Raw genomic sequence first — 15,191 nt, 5'->3', positions numbered from 1 at the left:
CGGGGGTGTCATGGGACGCTCAGCCGGGGAAGTCGTCTTCTCCGGTCCGGCTCTCCCCGCCGATCAGCGTTCACCGTTCTCCGCGCCGACGGTCCGCGTGATCCGGTGAACGCGACCTGCTCCCGATCGCGGTACGGGCGGAGCGGAAGCTCGATCACGGGACGGGCGAGGGCGACCGTACGGGCGGGGTGTGCGCCTGCCCGCTCGGTCGTGCTTTCGGGGAAGGGGCGGTCAGCGGATGAACGCGCCCAGATCGAGGTCGATGTCGACGTCGAAGCCGATGTTCGTCCACAGGCGGTTCCGGTGGATGCCGGTGGGGACGTAGGCCTTGACGGAGGGCTCCAGCTCGAAGGTGTAGACGACGGGCCGTGAGTCCTCCTGCTCGACACGCCAGAAATGTTTGATTCCTGCGTTCGAGTATTTGATCGGCTTGGTGGTGCGGTCTCTGTCGAGGGATTCGGCGGACACCACTTCGACCGCCAGGTGCACATCCTCGGGTTTGAAGGACGTCGTCTTCATGTTCACCAGGGCGGAGCTGTTCACCAGCATGATGTCGGGTTCGGGCCGTTGCCTGAGTCCGAGGGTCACCGTCATCTCCCGGACGACGGCGAGGTGGGCGGGGGGAAGCAGTTGCTGTTCGAACCGTCTCAGGACGAACATATGGAACGCCGTCTGCGGCGACATCATGACAAGTGACCCGTCGATCAGCTCGACGTGCCTGGGCGCGTCGGCGGGGAGATGATCGAGCATGTCGGCGGTCCACCCGCCGGGCGGTCCCGGATAGAACCACTCGGGAAGCGCGGTGCTCATCAGGAGACCTCCTTCGGAAACACGTTCCGGTGCTCACATGGCATGACCATCTTGCCACTTTCCGTAGTCGATCCGTGTGCGGAGATGGATTTTTCGATGGGCTGCATCCGCCGGACCCCGCGATGGACGGCCGCGTGCCGGGAACCGTGGGCGGAACCGGAGCCGATACGGTGGCGGCTGCCCGGACCGCCTCCGGAGTTCCCTGGGGCGCCGGGGCGGCCGAGGGGAGTGACGGTGGTTTCGGGGGAGGCCGGTGTGGCGACCGGCGTGTCCGTGCCGAGGCGTCCGGGATTTTCTATGCTGCCGCTGCCGGTGTCGGTGCGGCGGGGAGCCGGGGGCGGTTCAGCGGAGGTCGTCGCGGTGTGAGCGGTGAACCGTCGTGCGCTTGTAGAGCTCGTCGATCTCGTCCAGCGGGTCCGGGGCGCGGCGGCGCGCCTCGATCTCCAGGTCGGTCCGGTTCTGGATGTCGGCGATCCCGGTCGCCGAATGCGTCATCTGGTCGTTGAGAAGGTCGGCGCGGATCCGGGCGCACGACGTGGTCAGCTTGGAGTGGTGCTCGCGCAGCCGGTGCAGGGAGGCGTGGTCGACGTAGGCGGAGATCCGGCTGTGCTGGGCGTAGAGGGTGAGATGGCCGTCCAGTTGCTCGGCGTGCGCGCCGATCTCGGCCATCAGCTGGGGCAGGTCGCCCAGCCCCCATCCGTCGCGCAGCGCCTGGTCGACGGCCTGCCGGGTCAGGGAGACCTCCCGGCGCAGGTCGAGGCGCATGCGTTCGGTCTCGCCGGCCTCACCGGGGTTCATCGCCGCGACGTGGGAGGCCACCCTGTCGGTCACCTTGCGCGCCTTCTTCGTGGCCTTCTTACCGACCTTGACCAGGAGATAGATGCCCGCGGCGCCCGCGAGGAGGAAGAACAGCAGGATCACCAGCACGATGGTGAGGAAAGTGCCGATCGGAACCACCTCCCGACGGGAAAAACAGGGTGTTTTGAGCATAGCCCGCGTGCCCGGGGGGCGCGGGCCGCCGGTCGGAGAGTACCCGCCGGACGGGGCGGACGCCGCCTCGGCGGGCGCGGGCGCCGGTCAGGCCGGACTTCGCCGGAGCGCGCGGCGGCGCCGTACTCTGCGGAGGGCCCACCAGGCGAACAGCGCCAGCGCGGCCACCGCGACCACGACCAGGAGCGGGAGGAAGATCGCGATCAGGCTCATCCCGAGCGCCCCCGCGTCCTCCATGGTGCTGACCACGGGGGCGCCGATCCCGGCCGTCGTCGCGTTGACCACGGGCCTGGCGGTCGTCTTCATCAGGTGTACGGCCAGCGCGATGCCGATGCCCAGCACCCAGCCGACCCAGGGGTTGTGGCTCATCCAGCTCGAACCGTCGAGGCGGGCGGCCGCCTCGGTGGCGCTGAAGACCACGCCGCCCGAGGCGGGGCGGACGACGGTCTGGATCATGTCGTTGACGCTGTCGACCACCGGGACCTTGTCGAGCACGATCTCCGCGAGCAGCAGCACGCCGATGATGACGAGCACCCAGCCGTTGGACAGCCAGGCGAACTCCTGCGGCAGCCGTATCTGGTCGGTGAGGTTGGCCAGCACCCCGACGACGAGCAGGGGGATGTAGGCGTTCAGCCCCGCCGCGGTGGAGAGTCCCAGGCCTGTCAGTGCCGCGAGCATCGCACCTCCGTTGTGTCTCGCCCCTTCTCCAACGGTTTCCCGTCGCCGATGGATCCCACCATGCCGCGTCGATTCCGCGATGTGGTCTCGCGAAGGCGTTTTTCTGGAGATACGAGTCGCCGGACATGAAAAAACGAGGGGCGCACTCCGCAACACGGTGCGCCCCTCGTCGTTCCCCGGGGGGTTACTCCGGGACGGGGACCCGGAGCACCTCCCCCTTTCCGGGCGCCATGGCCTTGTCGGCCACGTAGACGGCGCCGTCGGGGCCCACGGCCACGCCGAGCGGGGTGGTCAGCGTGCCGGGCTTGAGAAGCTCGGTGCGGGTGCCGTCGCTCTCGACCCGGTAGACGGTGCTCTTGCTCATGCCCTCCGCGGGAAGCGGTCCCACCGAGCCGAGGACGATCAGCCTGCCCTTGGCGTCGAAGGCCACGTCGGCGACCGTGGTGAAGCCGCTCGCCGCGGTGGTGACCTTGCCGTTCTTGAGACGGAACACCCGGGCGAAGCCCTCAGGGTTGGGGAAGCCGCCGTGCTCGGCGACGTAGTAGGCGCCGTCCGGACCTCGGGTGATGCCCATGGGCACCGACTGCATCGGGATCTTGCTGCCCTTGGGCATCTTGAGCGCCGGCGGGGCGGCGACGGACCTGGCGTGGAAGACCGCCTCGGTGCTGACCTTGCCCTTCTTGCTCACCCGCAGCACGGAGTTGCCTCCGGTGTCCGCGACCAGCGCGCCGCCACCGGGCAGCGGGGCGACCCCGAACGGGTAGGAGTCGACGGCACTGCCCTTGTCCTTGCGGTCGGGGTTGTGCTTGGTCTCGTACGCGACCAGGTCGGCGATCGAGATCCGCCTGCCGTTCTTGGAGAGCGTCAGCAGCGTGCCCAGGGTGCGGGCCTTGGGGCCGAGTTTGGCGCGGAAGGCGGTGTCGCCGGAGAAGCCGATGGTCACCAGCAGGTCGCCCTTGTCATTGCGCGCCACGTCGTGCGGACCGAGTGCGAACGGGCCGCTGGCGGCCGAGGGCAGGCCGTCGATCAGCACCTTGGTCTTGCCGTCCTTGAGTGTGCTGATCCGGCCGGTGAGGCCCAGGCACATCTTCTCCGCCTTCTCACCGTTCTGCGCGGGAGGCGTGGCGCACTTGATCTTGCCGCCGTGGCCCGACTCGGCGATGTACAGCGTGCCGTCGGGACCGAAGGACAGCCCGCGCGGGCTGTCGAGCCCCTTGGCGACGACCGTGGGCCCCTCGGCGTCGGCGTGCGCCGTCGCGGCCGGACCCGCCGCCACGGCCAGCACCGCGACTCCTCCCGTGGCAGCCGCGAGCAACCGGCGACCGATACGAACTCCGCTCAACGTAATCCCCTCCACAACCTCCCGCCGTATCCGTCGGCGGAAGCGAACATGGGAAAGGTATGAGCGGGACTTGGCCCCTCACAAGGGAAAACGTTCGCAATCCACCCTGGTCGGCGACGATTTCCGTCCAGCGGGTGACCGCGCGTCCGTCCCCAGGCGGACGACGGGCCGACCGGATCACCTGCGTCGAGCCCGTCCGGGGCCGGGGGCGGAACCGTCTCCGCCGTCCGCTGCTCCGAGCCTCCTGGACGGCTCCCTGAACCGGGGGCTTCATATTTATCTCGTATTAAGAGCTAATATTTCTGTATGAGCACCAAGGACCTTCCCGAGGCCCTGGCGGACGTCCTGGCCGGGGTCCAGCGGCTCATCCGGCGCAGGCTGCGTCAGGGCCTGACCGAGCCGAGGCTGCGCGGTGCCCAGGTCGAGCTGTTGCGGCTGGTCTCCGCCAATCCCGGCATCGGCGTCTCGGCGGCGGCCAAGGAGCTCTACCTGGCGGGGAACTCGGTCTCCACGCTGGTCAACCAGCTCACGGCGGCCGGCCTGCTGCGCCGCGAGACCGATCCGGCCGACCGCAGATCCGCGCTGCTGCTGCCCACCGCCGAGGCGGAGGCGCGGCTGCGCGCCTGGCAGGAACGGCGCGCCGTGCTCGTCCGACGGCACGTGGAACGGCTCGGCGAGGACGATCGGGCGGCGCTGGCAGCCGCGCTCCCCGTGCTGCGCAGGCTCGCCGAGGGGCTGCGCGAGGAGGCGGAGGACACGCTCGGGGAGGCCGGGACCGCGCGTGCGGAACGGGAGAGATCACATGAGTGAGGACGCGTGGACGACCGCCGGCTCGCGGGCGCCGGTGGACGGTACCGCCCGGGACGCGCTCCGGAGGCTGTCCGGGAACCGTGAGGACCACGGGAGCCACGGGAGCGACCACGGGAGCCGTGAGGACCACGGGGACACCGGTGGCGCCGGTGGCGCGATCACGGACGCCGTCACCTGCAGCGGGCTCCACTACTCCTTCGGGCAGACGAAGGCCGTGGACGGCCTGGACCTGTCGGTCGTCTCCGGGGAGGTGTTCGGCCTGCTGGGCCCGAACGGCGCGGGCAAGACCACCGTCATCCGCTGCGTGACCACGCTGCTGCCGGTACCGCCCGGCACTGTACGGGTCTTCGGCCATGACGCGGCCAGGGAGCGGATGGCGGTGCGCCGCCTGCTGGGCTACGTGCCCCAGCAGCTCTCCGCGGACGCGAGCCTCACGGGGCGGGAGAACGTCGCCCTGTTCGCCCGCGTGTTCGACGTCCCGCGCCGCGAGCGGCGGGCCCGTGTCGCCCAGGCCCTGGAGGCGGTCGGACTCGCCGACGCCGCCGACCGGATGGCGGGGACCTACTCCGGCGGCATGGTGCGCCGCCTCGAACTCGCGCAGGCGCTGGTCAGCGCGCCACGCCTGCTGATGCTCGACGAGCCGACGATCGGCCTCGACCCCATCGCCCGCACCGGCGTGTGGGAGCAGATCATGGCTGTGCGGGCCGCCACCGGGATGACGGTCCTGGTGACCACGCACTACATGGACGAGGCGGACCAGCACTGCGACCGGGTCGCGCTGATGCACCAGGGGCGGATCCGGGCGATCGGCGCGCCGGAACAGCTCAAGACCGACCTGCGCGCCCGCCGCGACGACGGCTCGGAGCCAACGCTCGAAGACGTCTTCCGGGACGTCGCGGGCAGCGGCCTGCACGAGGAAGGGGGAGAGTTCCGCGATGTCCGCCGTACCCGCAGCACCGCCTCCCGCGTCGGCTGACGGCGCGGCAGTCACGGGGCTCGGCCTGCTGTCGACCCCGCCGCGCGTCCGCCCGGGATGGCGCCTGCTGCCCGCCAGAGTCGCCGCGATGTGCGTCGTGGAGCTGCAGAAGCTGCGCCACGACCGCACCGAGCTGTACACGCGCGCCATCCAGCCCGCCCTGTGGCTGCTGATCTTCGGGGAGACCTTCACCCGCATCAGGGCGATCCCGACCGGGGGCATCCCGTACCTGGACTACCTGGCCCCCGGGATCATCGCCCAGTCGGCGATGTTCATCGCCATCTTCTACGGCATCATGATCATCTGGGAGCGCGACTCCGGAGTCCTCACCAAGCTGCTGGTCACGCCGACCCCCCGTGCCGCGCTGGTCACCGGCAAGGCGTTCGCGGCCGGGGTCAAGGCGCTGATCCAGGCGGTCGTCGTCGTCCTCATCGCCGCGGTGCTGGGCGTGTCCATGACCTGGAACCCGCTGCGCCTGCTCGGCGTGGCCGCGGTGGTGATCCTCGGCTCGGCGTTCTTCTCGTGCCTGTCGGTGACGATCGCCGGGATCGTGCTGACCCGTGACCGCCTGATGGGCATCGGCCAGGCCATCACCATGCCGCTCTTCTTCGGCTCGAACGCGCTCTACCCGGTCGCCGTGATGCCCGGCTGGCTCCAGGCGATCAGCGCGGTCAACCCTCTCAGCTACCAGGTCGACGCCCTGCGAGGGCTGCTGCTCGGCACACCCTCCCACCTGGCGCTGGACTTCGCGGTCCTGGCCGCGGCCGCGGTGATTGGCATCACGGCGGCCTCGCTCCTGCTGGGAAGGCTGGCGCGGTGACGGCTCACCGGACGCGGGCCTGACCCGGCCGCCAGGCCCTCAGGCGGGCTCAGGCGGGCTCAGCCGGGCTCAGCCGGGCTCAGGCGGTGCCGCCGGACCCGGCGGGCTCGGCGGGTACGGCACCCGCCCCCGGAACGCCGGGGGGCTCCTCCCCGGAAACCGGGACGGCGGCCGGGGCGGGCCGGCCTCCCCCGGAGCCCGCGGCCGGATCGACGCGGGCGCCGCCGAGGTGCGGCGGCAGCCACCCCTCCCCGGGCACGTAGTGGCGCACGACCCGCGCGGGCACACCGGCGATCACGCTGTGGTCCGGGAACTCGCCGCGGACCACGGCCCCGCCCGCGACCACGCACTGCCTGCCGATCCGGGTGCCCGGCAGGATGATCGCGCCGGTGCCGAGCCAGGAGCCCGAGCCGATGACGACGGGGTTGTTGCGCGGCCACTGCCGGCCGATCGGCGTCTCCGGGTCGTCGTAGACGTGGTTCTGGTCGGTGATGTAGACGTACGGGCCGGTGAACACGTGGTCGCCGATGTCGATCGACTGGTGTCCGACGATGTGGCTGCCCCTGCCGATCGAGCAGCTTCCGCCGATCCGCACGATCGAGTCGGGGCCCAGGTCGACCCCCGGCCCCATGCCCGCGGAGATGGACACCCGCTCGCCGATCAGGGTGTGCGAGCCGATCTCGATCCACGCCTCGCCGAATACGGCTCCGCCGGGAAACGCCAGGCAGGCGCCCTCTCCGAGGTGGCGGAACCGGTAGCCGGCGGGACTGGCGGAGCTCACGGTGCCGGCGGCGCGGACCGCGGCCCAGACACGGTGTACGAGGCTGCCCACGGCACGCCGTACCACACCACGAAGTGACATAACGGCCCAAGTTACCGCCTGGTCATATCCCGGCGAAATGCGGGTCAGGGGATGTACGGGCAGATCGTGGTAACCGTTTGATATTCTGAGAGCCCGTGGACATGTGGGCCGCCATCAGGGTGCGCCTACTGATCTATGACGACCACGGGAGACTTCTTGCGCAGCGCCGCACACACCAAGCATCTGTTCGTCACCGGCGGCGTCGCCTCCAGTCTCGGCAAGGGACTGACGGCCTCCAGCCTCGGGCGCCTTCTGAAACTGCGGGGCCTGCGGGTCACCATGCAGAAGCTCGACCCCTACCTCAACGTCGACCCCGGGACGATGAACCCGTTCCAGCACGGTGAGGTCTTCGTCACCGACGACGGCGCGGAGACCGACCTCGACGTCGGCCACTACGAGCGCTTCCTCGACACGGAGCTGCACGGCTCGGCCAACGTGACCACCGGACAGGTCTACTCCAACGTCATCGCCAAGGAGCGCCGCGGGGAGTACCTCGGCGACACCGTGCAGGTCATCCCGCACATCACCAACGAGATCAAGGACCGCATCCGCTCCATGGCGGGCCCCGACGTCGACGTGGTCATCACCGAGGTCGGCGGGACCGTCGGCGACATCGAGTCGCTGCCCTTCCTGGAGGCCGTCCGCCAGGTCCGCCACGAGGTCGGCCGTGACAACGTCTTCTTCCTGCACGTCTCGCTGCTGCCGTACATCGGGCCCAGCGGCGAGCTGAAGACCAAGCCGACCCAGCACTCGGTCGCCGCGCTGCGCAGCATCGGCATCCAGCCCGACGCGATCGTGTGCCGCTCGGACCGGCCGATCACCAACTCGCTCAAGCGCAAGATCAGCCTCATGTGCGACGTCGACGAGGACGCGGTCGTCTCGGCCATCGACGCGGCGAGCATCTACGACATTCCCCGGGTGCTGCACTCGGAGGGCCTGGACGCCTACGTGGTGCGCCGTCTCGGCCTGCCCTTCCGCGACGTGGACTGGAAGGAGTGGGAGCAGCTCCTGCGCCGGGTGCACCGCCCGGCCAAGGAGGTCACGATCGCGCTCGTCGGCAAGTACATCGACCTGCCCGACGCCTACCTGTCGGTCACCGAGGCGCTGCGCGCGGGCGGCTTCGCCAACGACACCCGCGTCAACATCCGCTGGGTGAAGAGCGACGACTGCGAGACCCCCGAGGGCGCGGCCCGCGAGCTGGACGGCGTGGACGGCGTGCTCATCCCCGGCGGCTTCGGGGTGCGCGGCATCGAGGGCAAGCTCGGTGCCGTCCGGCACGCCCGCGAGACCAAGATCCCGCTGCTCGGCATCTGCCTGGGCATGCAGTGCATGGTCATCGAGGCCGCCCGCAACCTGGCGGGCATCGAGGACGCGGGCAGCACCGAGTTCGACCCCGAGACCACGCACCCGGTCATCTCCACCATGGCCGACCAGGAGGACGTCGTCTCCGGCGAGCGCGACATGGGCGGCACCATGCGCCTGGGCCTGTACCCCGCCAAGCTCACCGAGGGCTCCCTCGCCCGCCAGCTGTACGGCACGGCCAAGGTGGACGAGCGTCACCGCCACCGCTACGAGGTCAACAACTCCTACCGCGACCAGCTGGAGAAGATCGGCATGGTCTTCTCCGGGCTGTCGCCGGACGGCCGTCTCGTGGAGTACGCCGAGCTGCCCGTCGACGTCCACCCGTTCTTCATCGGAACCCAGGCGCACCCCGAGTTCCGCTCCCGGCCGACCCGCTCGCACCCGCTGTTCAAGGGCCTGATCGGGGCGGCCCTCACCTACGCCGACATCCGCGGCAACGCGGCCAAGGCGGGCCGGGGAAAGTGAGCGCCTCCGAGCAGGTCCCCGCGTCCGCCGGGCCCGCCGAGTCCGAGTCCGCCGGGCCCGCCGGGCCCGGCGGCCCCGGCCCCGGCCCCGGCTCGGACTCCGGTTCCGTGCCCGACGTCGTCGACGTCCCCGAGCGCTGGGAGGTCGTCTCCTCCGCCGAGCACTTCAGCGGGCGTGTCATCCGCGTGGTGACCGACGCCGTCGTCATGCCGGACGGGGAGGTCGTCAACCGCGACTACGTGGCCCACCCCGGATCGGTCTCCGTGGTCGCGCTCGACGACCGGGACCGGGTGCTCATGATCCGGCAGTACCGCCACCCGGCCGGGCGTCTGCTCTGGGAGCTGCCCGCGGGGCTGCGGGACGTCGAGGACGAGCCGCTCCACCTCGCCGCCGCCCGCGAGCTGGCCGAGGAGGCGGGTTACCGGGCGGCCACCTGGCACACCCTGGTCGACGCCCTCACCTCGCCCGGCATGACCGACGAGCGGACCCGGATCTTCCTCGCCAGGGACCTCACCCCCATCCCCGAGGGGGAGCTGGACTTCGTCCGGCGACACGAGGAGTCCGACATGCCGGTGGTCTGGATTCCCCTGTCCGACGCGGTTCGGCGTGCCCTGGAGGGAATGATCCACAATTTCCAAGCCGTGGCCGGTATTCTCGCCGCATACGCCGCTTCGGCGGATGCTTTCGCCTCACTGCGGCCCGCCGACGCACCGGAGGCATGATCAGGAGGAGACCCTGAGCGAGACGGAGGCCGTCCTGTCCAGCTACCTCGCCCATCTGGCGGTGGAGCGGGGCCTGGCCGCCAACACACTGGCCTCCTATCGCCGTGACCTCCTGCGGTACGTGGAGCACCTGAAGAGCCGTGGCCGCGTCACCTTCGCCGAGGTCGTCGAGACCGACGTCACCGCCTTCCTCGCCGCGCTCAGGGAAGGGGACGGCGAGCACCGGGCCCTCGGGGCCGGCTCGGCGGCGCGCGCCGTCTCCGCGGTGCGCGGCCTGCACCGCTTCGCCCTGCGGGAGGGCGTCTGCGGCCACGACCCCACCCGCCAGGTGCGTCCGCCGCGCCAGCTCAGGCGGCTGCCCAAGGCGATCAGCGTGGACGACGTGGAACGGTTGATCGCCGCCTCGGGCCCGGAGGGCTCGCCGCTGACGATGCGCAACCGCGCGCTGCTCGAACTGCTGTACGGCACGGGCGCCCGCATCTCCGAGGCGGTGGGGCTCGCGGTCGACGACGTCGATCTGGGCCCGAGGCGGCAGCAGGTGAGGCTGCGCGGCAAGGGCGGGCGTTCCCGCCTCGTGCCGCTGGGCCGCTTCGCCCGGGAGGCGCTCGGGGTCTATCTCACCCGGGCCCGCCCCGGCATCGCCGCCCAGGGGCGGGGCAGCTCGGGGCTGTTCCTCAACGCCAGGGGCGGGCGGCTCACCCGCCAGGGAGCCTGGGAGGTCCTCCAGGCCGCGGCCGAGCGAGGGGGACTGGCCGGAATCTCGCCGCATATCTTGCGACATTCGTTCGCAACGCACCTCCTGGACGGGGGTGCGGACGTTAGGGTGGTTCAGGAACTACTCGGCCACGCCTCGGTGACCACCACCCAGGTGTACACCCTGGTCACGGTCGACAAACTTCGCGAGGCCTGTGCCGCCGCGCATCTGCGCGTGCGTCATTGACCTCGCCGTGTCCGGGCGTGCCGCCTTGCCGCATACGTGTTGACGCCATAGTGTCCGTCCGGACGGTCCGGTTCGAGGCCGTCAGGGAGGTTCGACTGGTGACTGTGACCGCCGACGGTTCTGTCCGGGGGACGACCCCCGGAAACCCCGAGAATCCCTGGGGGGACACCAAGACCGCCGGGACCCCTCGCAGTGGGGGGGCTCTCGGCCCGACCGGGCGACCCCGCCCGGTGTTCCCCGACCCGCCCCCGCGAACCGTGCACGGACCGGCCCGCGTCGTGGCCATGGTCAACCAGAAGGGCGGCGTCGGCAAGACGACCACGACCATCAACCTGGGCGCGGCTCTGGCCGAGGCCGGGCTGAAGGTCCTGCTGGTCGACTTCGACCCGCAGGGCGCCCTGTCCGTGGGCCTGGGCATCAATCCCCACCAGCTCGATCTGACGGTCTACAACCTCCTGATGGAGCCGCAGATCACCGCCAGAGAAGTGCTGATGGAGACCGGCGTCGAGGGCATGGACCTGCTGCCCAGCAACATCGACCTGTCGGCGGCCGAGGTCCAGCTCGTCACGGAGGTCGCCCGCGAGCAGGTGCTCGGCCGGGTGATCAAGCCCCTCCTTCCCGAGTACGACGTCTGCCTGATCGACTGCCAGCCCTCCCTGGGCCTGCTCACGATCAACGCGCTGGCCTGCGCGCACGGCGTCATGGTGCCGCTGGAGTGCGAGTTTTTCGCGCTGCGCGGGGTCGCGCTGCTCATGGACACGATCATCAAGGTTCAGCAGCGCATCAACGAGGACCTGGTGATCGAGGGTCTGCTGGCCACCATGTACGACGCGCGCACCCTGCACGGCCGTGAGGTGCTCGCCCGGGTGGTCGAGGCGTTCGACGACAAGGTGTACCACACGGTGATCAACCGGACGGTCCGCTTCCCCGACGCCACCGTGGCCGGAGAGCCCATCACCAGCTTCGACTCCTCCTCACTCGGCGCCAGCGCCTACCGGGAGCTGGCCCGCGAGGTCCTGGCCAGGTGGAACGCCGAACAGTCCTGACGCGTCAGCCGTGACCACGGTCCCCGGTGCGGGACAATGGCGGGATGACCGAGCAGCCGCAGACGGCCGACGACACCTTCAGAGTGCACCTGGAGGTCTTCGAGGGCCCTTTCGATCTGCTGCTCGGTCTGATCTCCAAGCACAAGCTGGACATCACCGAGGTCTCGCTCAGCCAGGTCACCGACGAGTTCATCGCCTACATCCGGGCCAGGGGCCCGCAGTGGGACCTGGACCAGACGAGCCATTTCCTGCTCGTCGCGGCCACCCTGCTCGATCTCAAGGCGGCCCGGCTGCTGCCGTCGGGAGAGGTCGACGACGAGGAGGACCTCGCCCTCCTGGAGGCCCGTGACCTGTTGTTCGCCCGCCTCCTGCAGTACCGGGCCTACAAGGAGGTCGTGAAGGTCTTCTCGGCGAGGATGGCGGAGGAGGCGCTGCGCTTCCCCCGGATCGTGCCGATGGAGGCCCGGTTCGCCAACCTGCTGCCCACGCTGATCCTGGGCATCGGTCCCGAACGCCTCGCCGAGCTCGCCCGCCGCGCCTTCGCGCCCAAGATCCCTCCCTCGGTCTCCGTCGCCCACATCTACCAACCGCTCGCCAATGTCCGCGACCAGGCGGCTATCCTTGTCCAGCGGCTGCGGCGGATGCGCCGGGCGACCTTCCGGGCCCTCACCGCCGACTGCGCCGGCACCTTCGAGGTCGTCGCGCGCTTCCTGGCGGTTCTGGAGCTCTACCGGGAGGCGGCCGTCTCCTTCGAGCAACTGGAGCCCCTCGGAGAGCTGCACGTGATCTGGACCGGCAGCGACGACGGCGACGTCACCGTCGCCGACGACTACGACGAGAGCATGGGGAAAGAGCCTTCCGATGACTGACGTGGCATCCGCGCCGGACCTCCGCGCCGGCCTCGAGGCCATCCTGCTCGTGGTCGACGAGCCGGTCACCGAGATGGCCCTCGCCCAGGTGCTGGAGCGGCCCGTCCACGAGATCGCCGGAGCGCTCCGCGAGCTGTCGGCGGAATATACCGGTGAGGGCCGGGGTTTTGACCTCAGAGAGGTGGCGGGCGGCTGGCGGTTCTACACGCGGGCCGAGTGCGCGGCCCTCGTGGAGCGGTTCGTTCGCGACGGCCAGCAGGCGCGGCTCACCCAGGCGGCGCTGGAGACCCTGGCCGTGGTCGCCTACCGGCAACCGGTCAGCCGGGCCCGGGTGGCGGCCATCCGAGGCGTCAACAGCGACGGCGTCATGCGCACGCTGGTGGCGAGGGGGCTGGTCGAGGAGGCCGGCACCGACCCGGAGAGCCAGGCGCTGCTCTACCGGACAAGTTCGTATTTTCTTGAGCGGATGGGCCTGCGGGATCTCGACGAGCTTCCCGAGCTGGCACCGTTCCTTCCCGATGTGGAAAACCTAGAGGAGCAGAAGTAGTGAACAGCAGGCGTAGCACCCCGTCCGGTGATGGACGCGGTCGAGGCCGTGGCGGCGCCCCGCGCGGTGGTACCTCTCGCGGGGGCGGTAACTCCGGAAACGGGCCTCGCGGCGGGTCGCGGGGCGGCTTCCGCTCCGAGGGACCGCGTCGTGACGACCGCGGCGGCTTCCGCGCCGACCGTGACGGTTCGCGTGCCCGGTTCGGCGGGCCGGAGGGCGGGTCGCGGGACGACTCCCGCTCCGAGCGGCCGCGCCGGGACGATCGTGACGGTTTCCGGTCCGAGCGGTCGCGTGACGATCGCGGTTTCCGTTCCGAGGGGCGTTCCGAGGGGCCGCGTCGTGACGACCGCGGTGGTTCCCGGTCGGAGGGGCCGCGTCGTGATGACCGCGGCGGTTTCCGCTCCGAGGGGTTCCGTGCAGACCGTGGCGGTTCGCGCGGGGACGAGCGCGGTGGTTCGCGGGGCGGTTTCCGTGCCGAGGGGCCGCGTCGTGACGAGCGGGGCGGTTTCCGTGCCGAGGGGCCGCGTCGTGATGACCGCGGTGGTTTCCGGTCGGAGGGGCCGCGCCGTGACGAGCGGGGCGGTTTCCGTGCCGAGGGGCCGCGCCGTGATGACCGCGGTGGCTTCCGTGCCGAGGGGCCGCGCCGGGACGACCGTGACGGTTTCCGGTCCGAGCGGTCGCGTGACGATCGCGGTTTCCGTTCCGAGGGACCGCGCCGCGATGACCGCGGCGGTTCCCGGTCCGAGGGGCCGCGCCGCGATGACCGCGGCGGTTTCCGGTCCGAGGGGCCGCGCCGGGACGGGGGTGGTTTCCGTTCCGAGGGGTTCCGTGCAGACCGTGGTGGTTCGCGCGGGGACGAGCGCGGTGGTTCGCGCGGGCGTCATGGTGCCGACCGCGGCCGGGGAGAGGCACCGGGCGGCGGTTCGCGCGCCCGGTACGGCAAGACGGGCAGGCGTGACGCGGTCCAGACGATCGGCGGCGGCCGAGCCGGCTCCTACGGCGAGCGCCGTGCCCCCGCCGGCCGCGGCCCCGCGGCGAAGGCCGACCTCAGGCCGGGCGCGATCGAGAACGACCGTTTCAAGACCGCCCGTCAGCCCCGTCGTGACTCCGACTTCTACGACAACGACTACGTCGACGAGCGTGACACCACCGAGGTCCCGGACGGTGTCCGGCTGCAGAAGGTCCTCGCCCAGGCGGGCGTGGCCAGCCGCCGGGCCTGCGAGGAGATGATCGGCGCCGGCAGGGTGACGGTCGACGGCCAGGTGGTCCGCCGCTTCGGCGCCCGGGTCGACCCCGCCAAGCAGGTCATCCACGTGGACGGCAAGCGCCTGCCCACGATGCCCGACCTCGTCTACCTCGCCATCAACAAGCCCATCGGCGTCGTCAGCACCATGTCCGACCCCGAGGGCCGTCCCTCGCTGGCCGACTACGTGGCCGATCGCACCGAGCGGCTGTTCCACGTGGGCCGCCTGGACACCGAGACCGAGGGGCTCATCCTGCTCACCAACGACGGCGAGCTGGCCAACAGGCTCACCCACCCGAGCTACGGTGTGCAGAAGAAGTACTGGGCCAAGGTGCCCGGGAAGATCGAGCGTGACCTGGGCCGCCGCCTGAAGAAGGGCATCGAGCTGGAGGACGGCATCGCCAAGGCCGACTCCTTCACCCTCGTCCAGGAGCACGGCCAGCAGGCCCTGGTGGAGATCGTCCTGCACGAGGGACGCAAGCACATCGTCCGTCGCATGCTGGAGGAGGTCGGGCACCCGGTGATCGACCTGGCCCGCATCGAGTTCGGTCCGGTGAAGCTCGGCCGTCTCAAGCCGGGGACGGTCCGCGCGCTGACCCTCAAGGAAGTCGGCGACCTCTACGCCGCCGTCGGCCTGTAACCTTCCTGGACATATACGTTCAGGACACGCCGGACCGCCTCATGAGCGGTCCGGCGTGAACGATACGGA

General features: G+C 70.8%; 15 protein-coding genes. 10 read left to right on the top strand and 5 right to left on the bottom strand.

Translation table 11 applies throughout. The features are described from left to right. Positions 1 to 231: 231 nt before the first annotated feature. From AB0N02_RS13755 to AB0N02_RS13740, 4 genes are all read right to left on the bottom strand, one after another. Positions 232 to 810, bottom strand: coding sequence for a Uma2 family endonuclease (locus AB0N02_RS13755; protein WP_363945682.1), 579 nt, complete (start codon positions 808 to 810; stop codon positions 232 to 234). Positions 811 to 1,152: 342 nt separating this feature from the next. After that, the gene (locus AB0N02_RS13750) at positions 1,153 to 1,767 is read right to left on the bottom strand and encodes a hypothetical protein (protein WP_363945681.1); all 615 of its coding nucleotides are present in this window, start codon (positions 1,765 to 1,767) and stop codon (positions 1,153 to 1,155) included. A 120-nt stretch (positions 1,768 to 1,887) separates the two neighbouring features. Continuing rightward, a complete protein-coding gene (locus tag AB0N02_RS13745) occupies positions 1,888 to 2,478 on the bottom strand; it encodes a DUF4126 domain-containing protein (RefSeq protein WP_363945680.1) in 591 nt (196 codons plus the stop codon). A 184-nt stretch (positions 2,479 to 2,662) separates the two neighbouring features. Beyond that, complete coding sequence (locus AB0N02_RS13740; protein WP_363945678.1) at positions 2,663 to 3,820, bottom strand: ScyD/ScyE family protein; 1,158 nt, start codon at positions 3,818 to 3,820, stop codon at positions 2,663 to 2,665. A 306-nt stretch (positions 3,821 to 4,126) separates the two neighbouring features. Between AB0N02_RS13740 and AB0N02_RS13735 the strand changes: the two genes are divergently transcribed. From AB0N02_RS13735 to AB0N02_RS13725, 3 genes are read left to right on the top strand one after another with little or no spacing between them, the layout of a single operon-like run. Beyond that, entirely contained in the window at positions 4,127 to 4,630 is a 504-nt protein-coding gene (locus AB0N02_RS13735) for a MarR family transcriptional regulator (RefSeq protein ID WP_363945677.1), read from the top strand. Next, entirely contained in the window at positions 4,623 to 5,606 is a 984-nt protein-coding gene (locus AB0N02_RS13730) for an ATP-binding cassette domain-containing protein (protein ID WP_363945675.1), read from the top strand. The genes AB0N02_RS13735 and AB0N02_RS13730 overlap by 8 nt, the downstream gene beginning before the upstream one ends. Beyond that, the gene (locus AB0N02_RS13725) at positions 5,566 to 6,426 is read left to right on the top strand and encodes an ABC transporter permease (protein WP_363945673.1); all 861 of its coding nucleotides are present in this window, start codon (positions 5,566 to 5,568) and stop codon (positions 6,424 to 6,426) included. Before AB0N02_RS13730 ends, AB0N02_RS13725 begins: the two co-directional genes overlap by 41 nt. A 79-nt stretch (positions 6,427 to 6,505) precedes the next feature. On the opposite strand, the gene AB0N02_RS13720 is transcribed toward AB0N02_RS13725, so the two are convergent. Next, on the bottom strand, positions 6,506 to 7,288 hold the full coding sequence (locus tag AB0N02_RS13720; RefSeq protein WP_363945671.1) for an acyltransferase: 783 nt from the start codon (positions 7,286 to 7,288) through the stop codon (positions 6,506 to 6,508). A gap of 156 nt (positions 7,289 to 7,444) precedes the next feature. On the opposite strand from AB0N02_RS13720, the gene AB0N02_RS13715 reads away from it, so the two are divergent. The 7 genes from AB0N02_RS13715 to AB0N02_RS13685 all read left to right on the top strand — a co-directional run bounded on the left by AB0N02_RS13715 (position 7,445) and on the right by AB0N02_RS13685 (position 15,122). Beyond that, complete coding sequence (locus AB0N02_RS13715; RefSeq protein WP_363945670.1) at positions 7,445 to 9,115, top strand: CTP synthase; 1,671 nt, start codon at positions 7,445 to 7,447, stop codon at positions 9,113 to 9,115. A gap of 107 nt (positions 9,116 to 9,222) precedes the next feature. Then, positions 9,223 to 9,837: an NUDIX hydrolase gene (locus AB0N02_RS13710; protein ID WP_363945923.1), complete on the top strand. Its 615-nt coding sequence runs from the start codon at positions 9,223 to 9,225 to the stop codon at positions 9,835 to 9,837. Beyond that, positions 9,794 to 10,777: a site-specific tyrosine recombinase XerD gene (locus tag AB0N02_RS13705; protein WP_363945669.1), complete on the top strand. Its 984-nt coding sequence runs from the start codon at positions 9,794 to 9,796 to the stop codon at positions 10,775 to 10,777. Before AB0N02_RS13710 ends, AB0N02_RS13705 begins: the two co-directional genes overlap by 44 nt. A 98-nt stretch (positions 10,778 to 10,875) precedes the next feature. Continuing rightward, on the top strand, positions 10,876 to 11,823 hold the full coding sequence (locus tag AB0N02_RS13700; protein ID WP_363945668.1) for a ParA family protein: 948 nt from the start codon (positions 10,876 to 10,878) through the stop codon (positions 11,821 to 11,823). A gap of 44 nt (positions 11,824 to 11,867) precedes the next feature. Then, on the top strand, positions 11,868 to 12,692 hold the full coding sequence (locus AB0N02_RS13695; RefSeq protein ID WP_363945667.1) for a segregation/condensation protein A: 825 nt from the start codon (positions 11,868 to 11,870) through the stop codon (positions 12,690 to 12,692). Beyond that, positions 12,685 to 13,239, top strand: a complete 555-nt coding sequence (scpB, locus tag AB0N02_RS13690; RefSeq protein ID WP_363945666.1) for an SMC-Scp complex subunit ScpB — start codon at positions 12,685 to 12,687, stop codon at positions 13,237 to 13,239. The genes AB0N02_RS13695 and scpB overlap by 8 nt, the downstream gene beginning before the upstream one ends. Continuing rightward, entirely contained in the window at positions 13,239 to 15,122 is a 1,884-nt protein-coding gene (locus AB0N02_RS13685; RefSeq protein WP_363945664.1) for a pseudouridine synthase, read from the top strand. The genes scpB and AB0N02_RS13685 overlap by 1 nt, the downstream gene beginning before the upstream one ends. The last annotated feature ends 69 nt before the right edge of the window (positions 15,123 to 15,191 follow it).

Origin of the sequence: Streptosporangium sp. NPDC051022 (assembly GCF_040683035.1) — a bacterium.
In the GTDB taxonomy this organism is placed as follows: domain Bacteria; phylum Actinomycetota; class Actinomycetes; order Streptosporangiales; family Streptosporangiaceae; genus Streptosporangium.
The sequence above is the reverse complement of the archived record's forward strand: the minus strand, read 5'-3'. Positions and strand labels throughout refer to the sequence as shown.

What these genes read in the sequence shown, in the direction of transcription:
- AB0N02_RS13745 (WP_363945680.1), bottom strand. Translation starts at nt 2,478, where the DNA reads ATGCTCGCGGCACTGACAGGCCTGGGACTCTCCACCGCGGCGGGGCTG.
- AB0N02_RS13695 (WP_363945667.1), top strand. Translation starts at nt 11,868, where the DNA reads ATGACCGAGCAGCCGCAGACGGCCGACGACACCTTCAGAGTGCACCTG.
- AB0N02_RS13755 (WP_363945682.1), bottom strand. Translation starts at nt 810, where the DNA reads ATGAGCACCGCGCTTCCCGAGTGGTTCTATCCGGGACCGCCCGGCGGG.
- scpB (WP_363945666.1), top strand. Translation starts at nt 12,685, where the DNA reads ATGACTGACGTGGCATCCGCGCCGGACCTCCGCGCCGGCCTCGAGGCC.
- AB0N02_RS13725 (WP_363945673.1), top strand. Translation starts at nt 5,566, where the DNA reads ATGTCCGCCGTACCCGCAGCACCGCCTCCCGCGTCGGCTGACGGCGCG.
- AB0N02_RS13735 (WP_363945677.1), top strand. Translation starts at nt 4,127, where the DNA reads ATGAGCACCAAGGACCTTCCCGAGGCCCTGGCGGACGTCCTGGCCGGG.
- AB0N02_RS13730 (WP_363945675.1), top strand. Translation starts at nt 4,623, where the DNA reads ATGAGTGAGGACGCGTGGACGACCGCCGGCTCGCGGGCGCCGGTGGAC.
- AB0N02_RS13720 (WP_363945671.1), bottom strand. Translation starts at nt 7,288, where the DNA reads ATGTCACTTCGTGGTGTGGTACGGCGTGCCGTGGGCAGCCTCGTACAC.
- AB0N02_RS13705 (WP_363945669.1), top strand. Translation starts at nt 9,794, where the DNA reads ATGCTTTCGCCTCACTGCGGCCCGCCGACGCACCGGAGGCATGATCAG.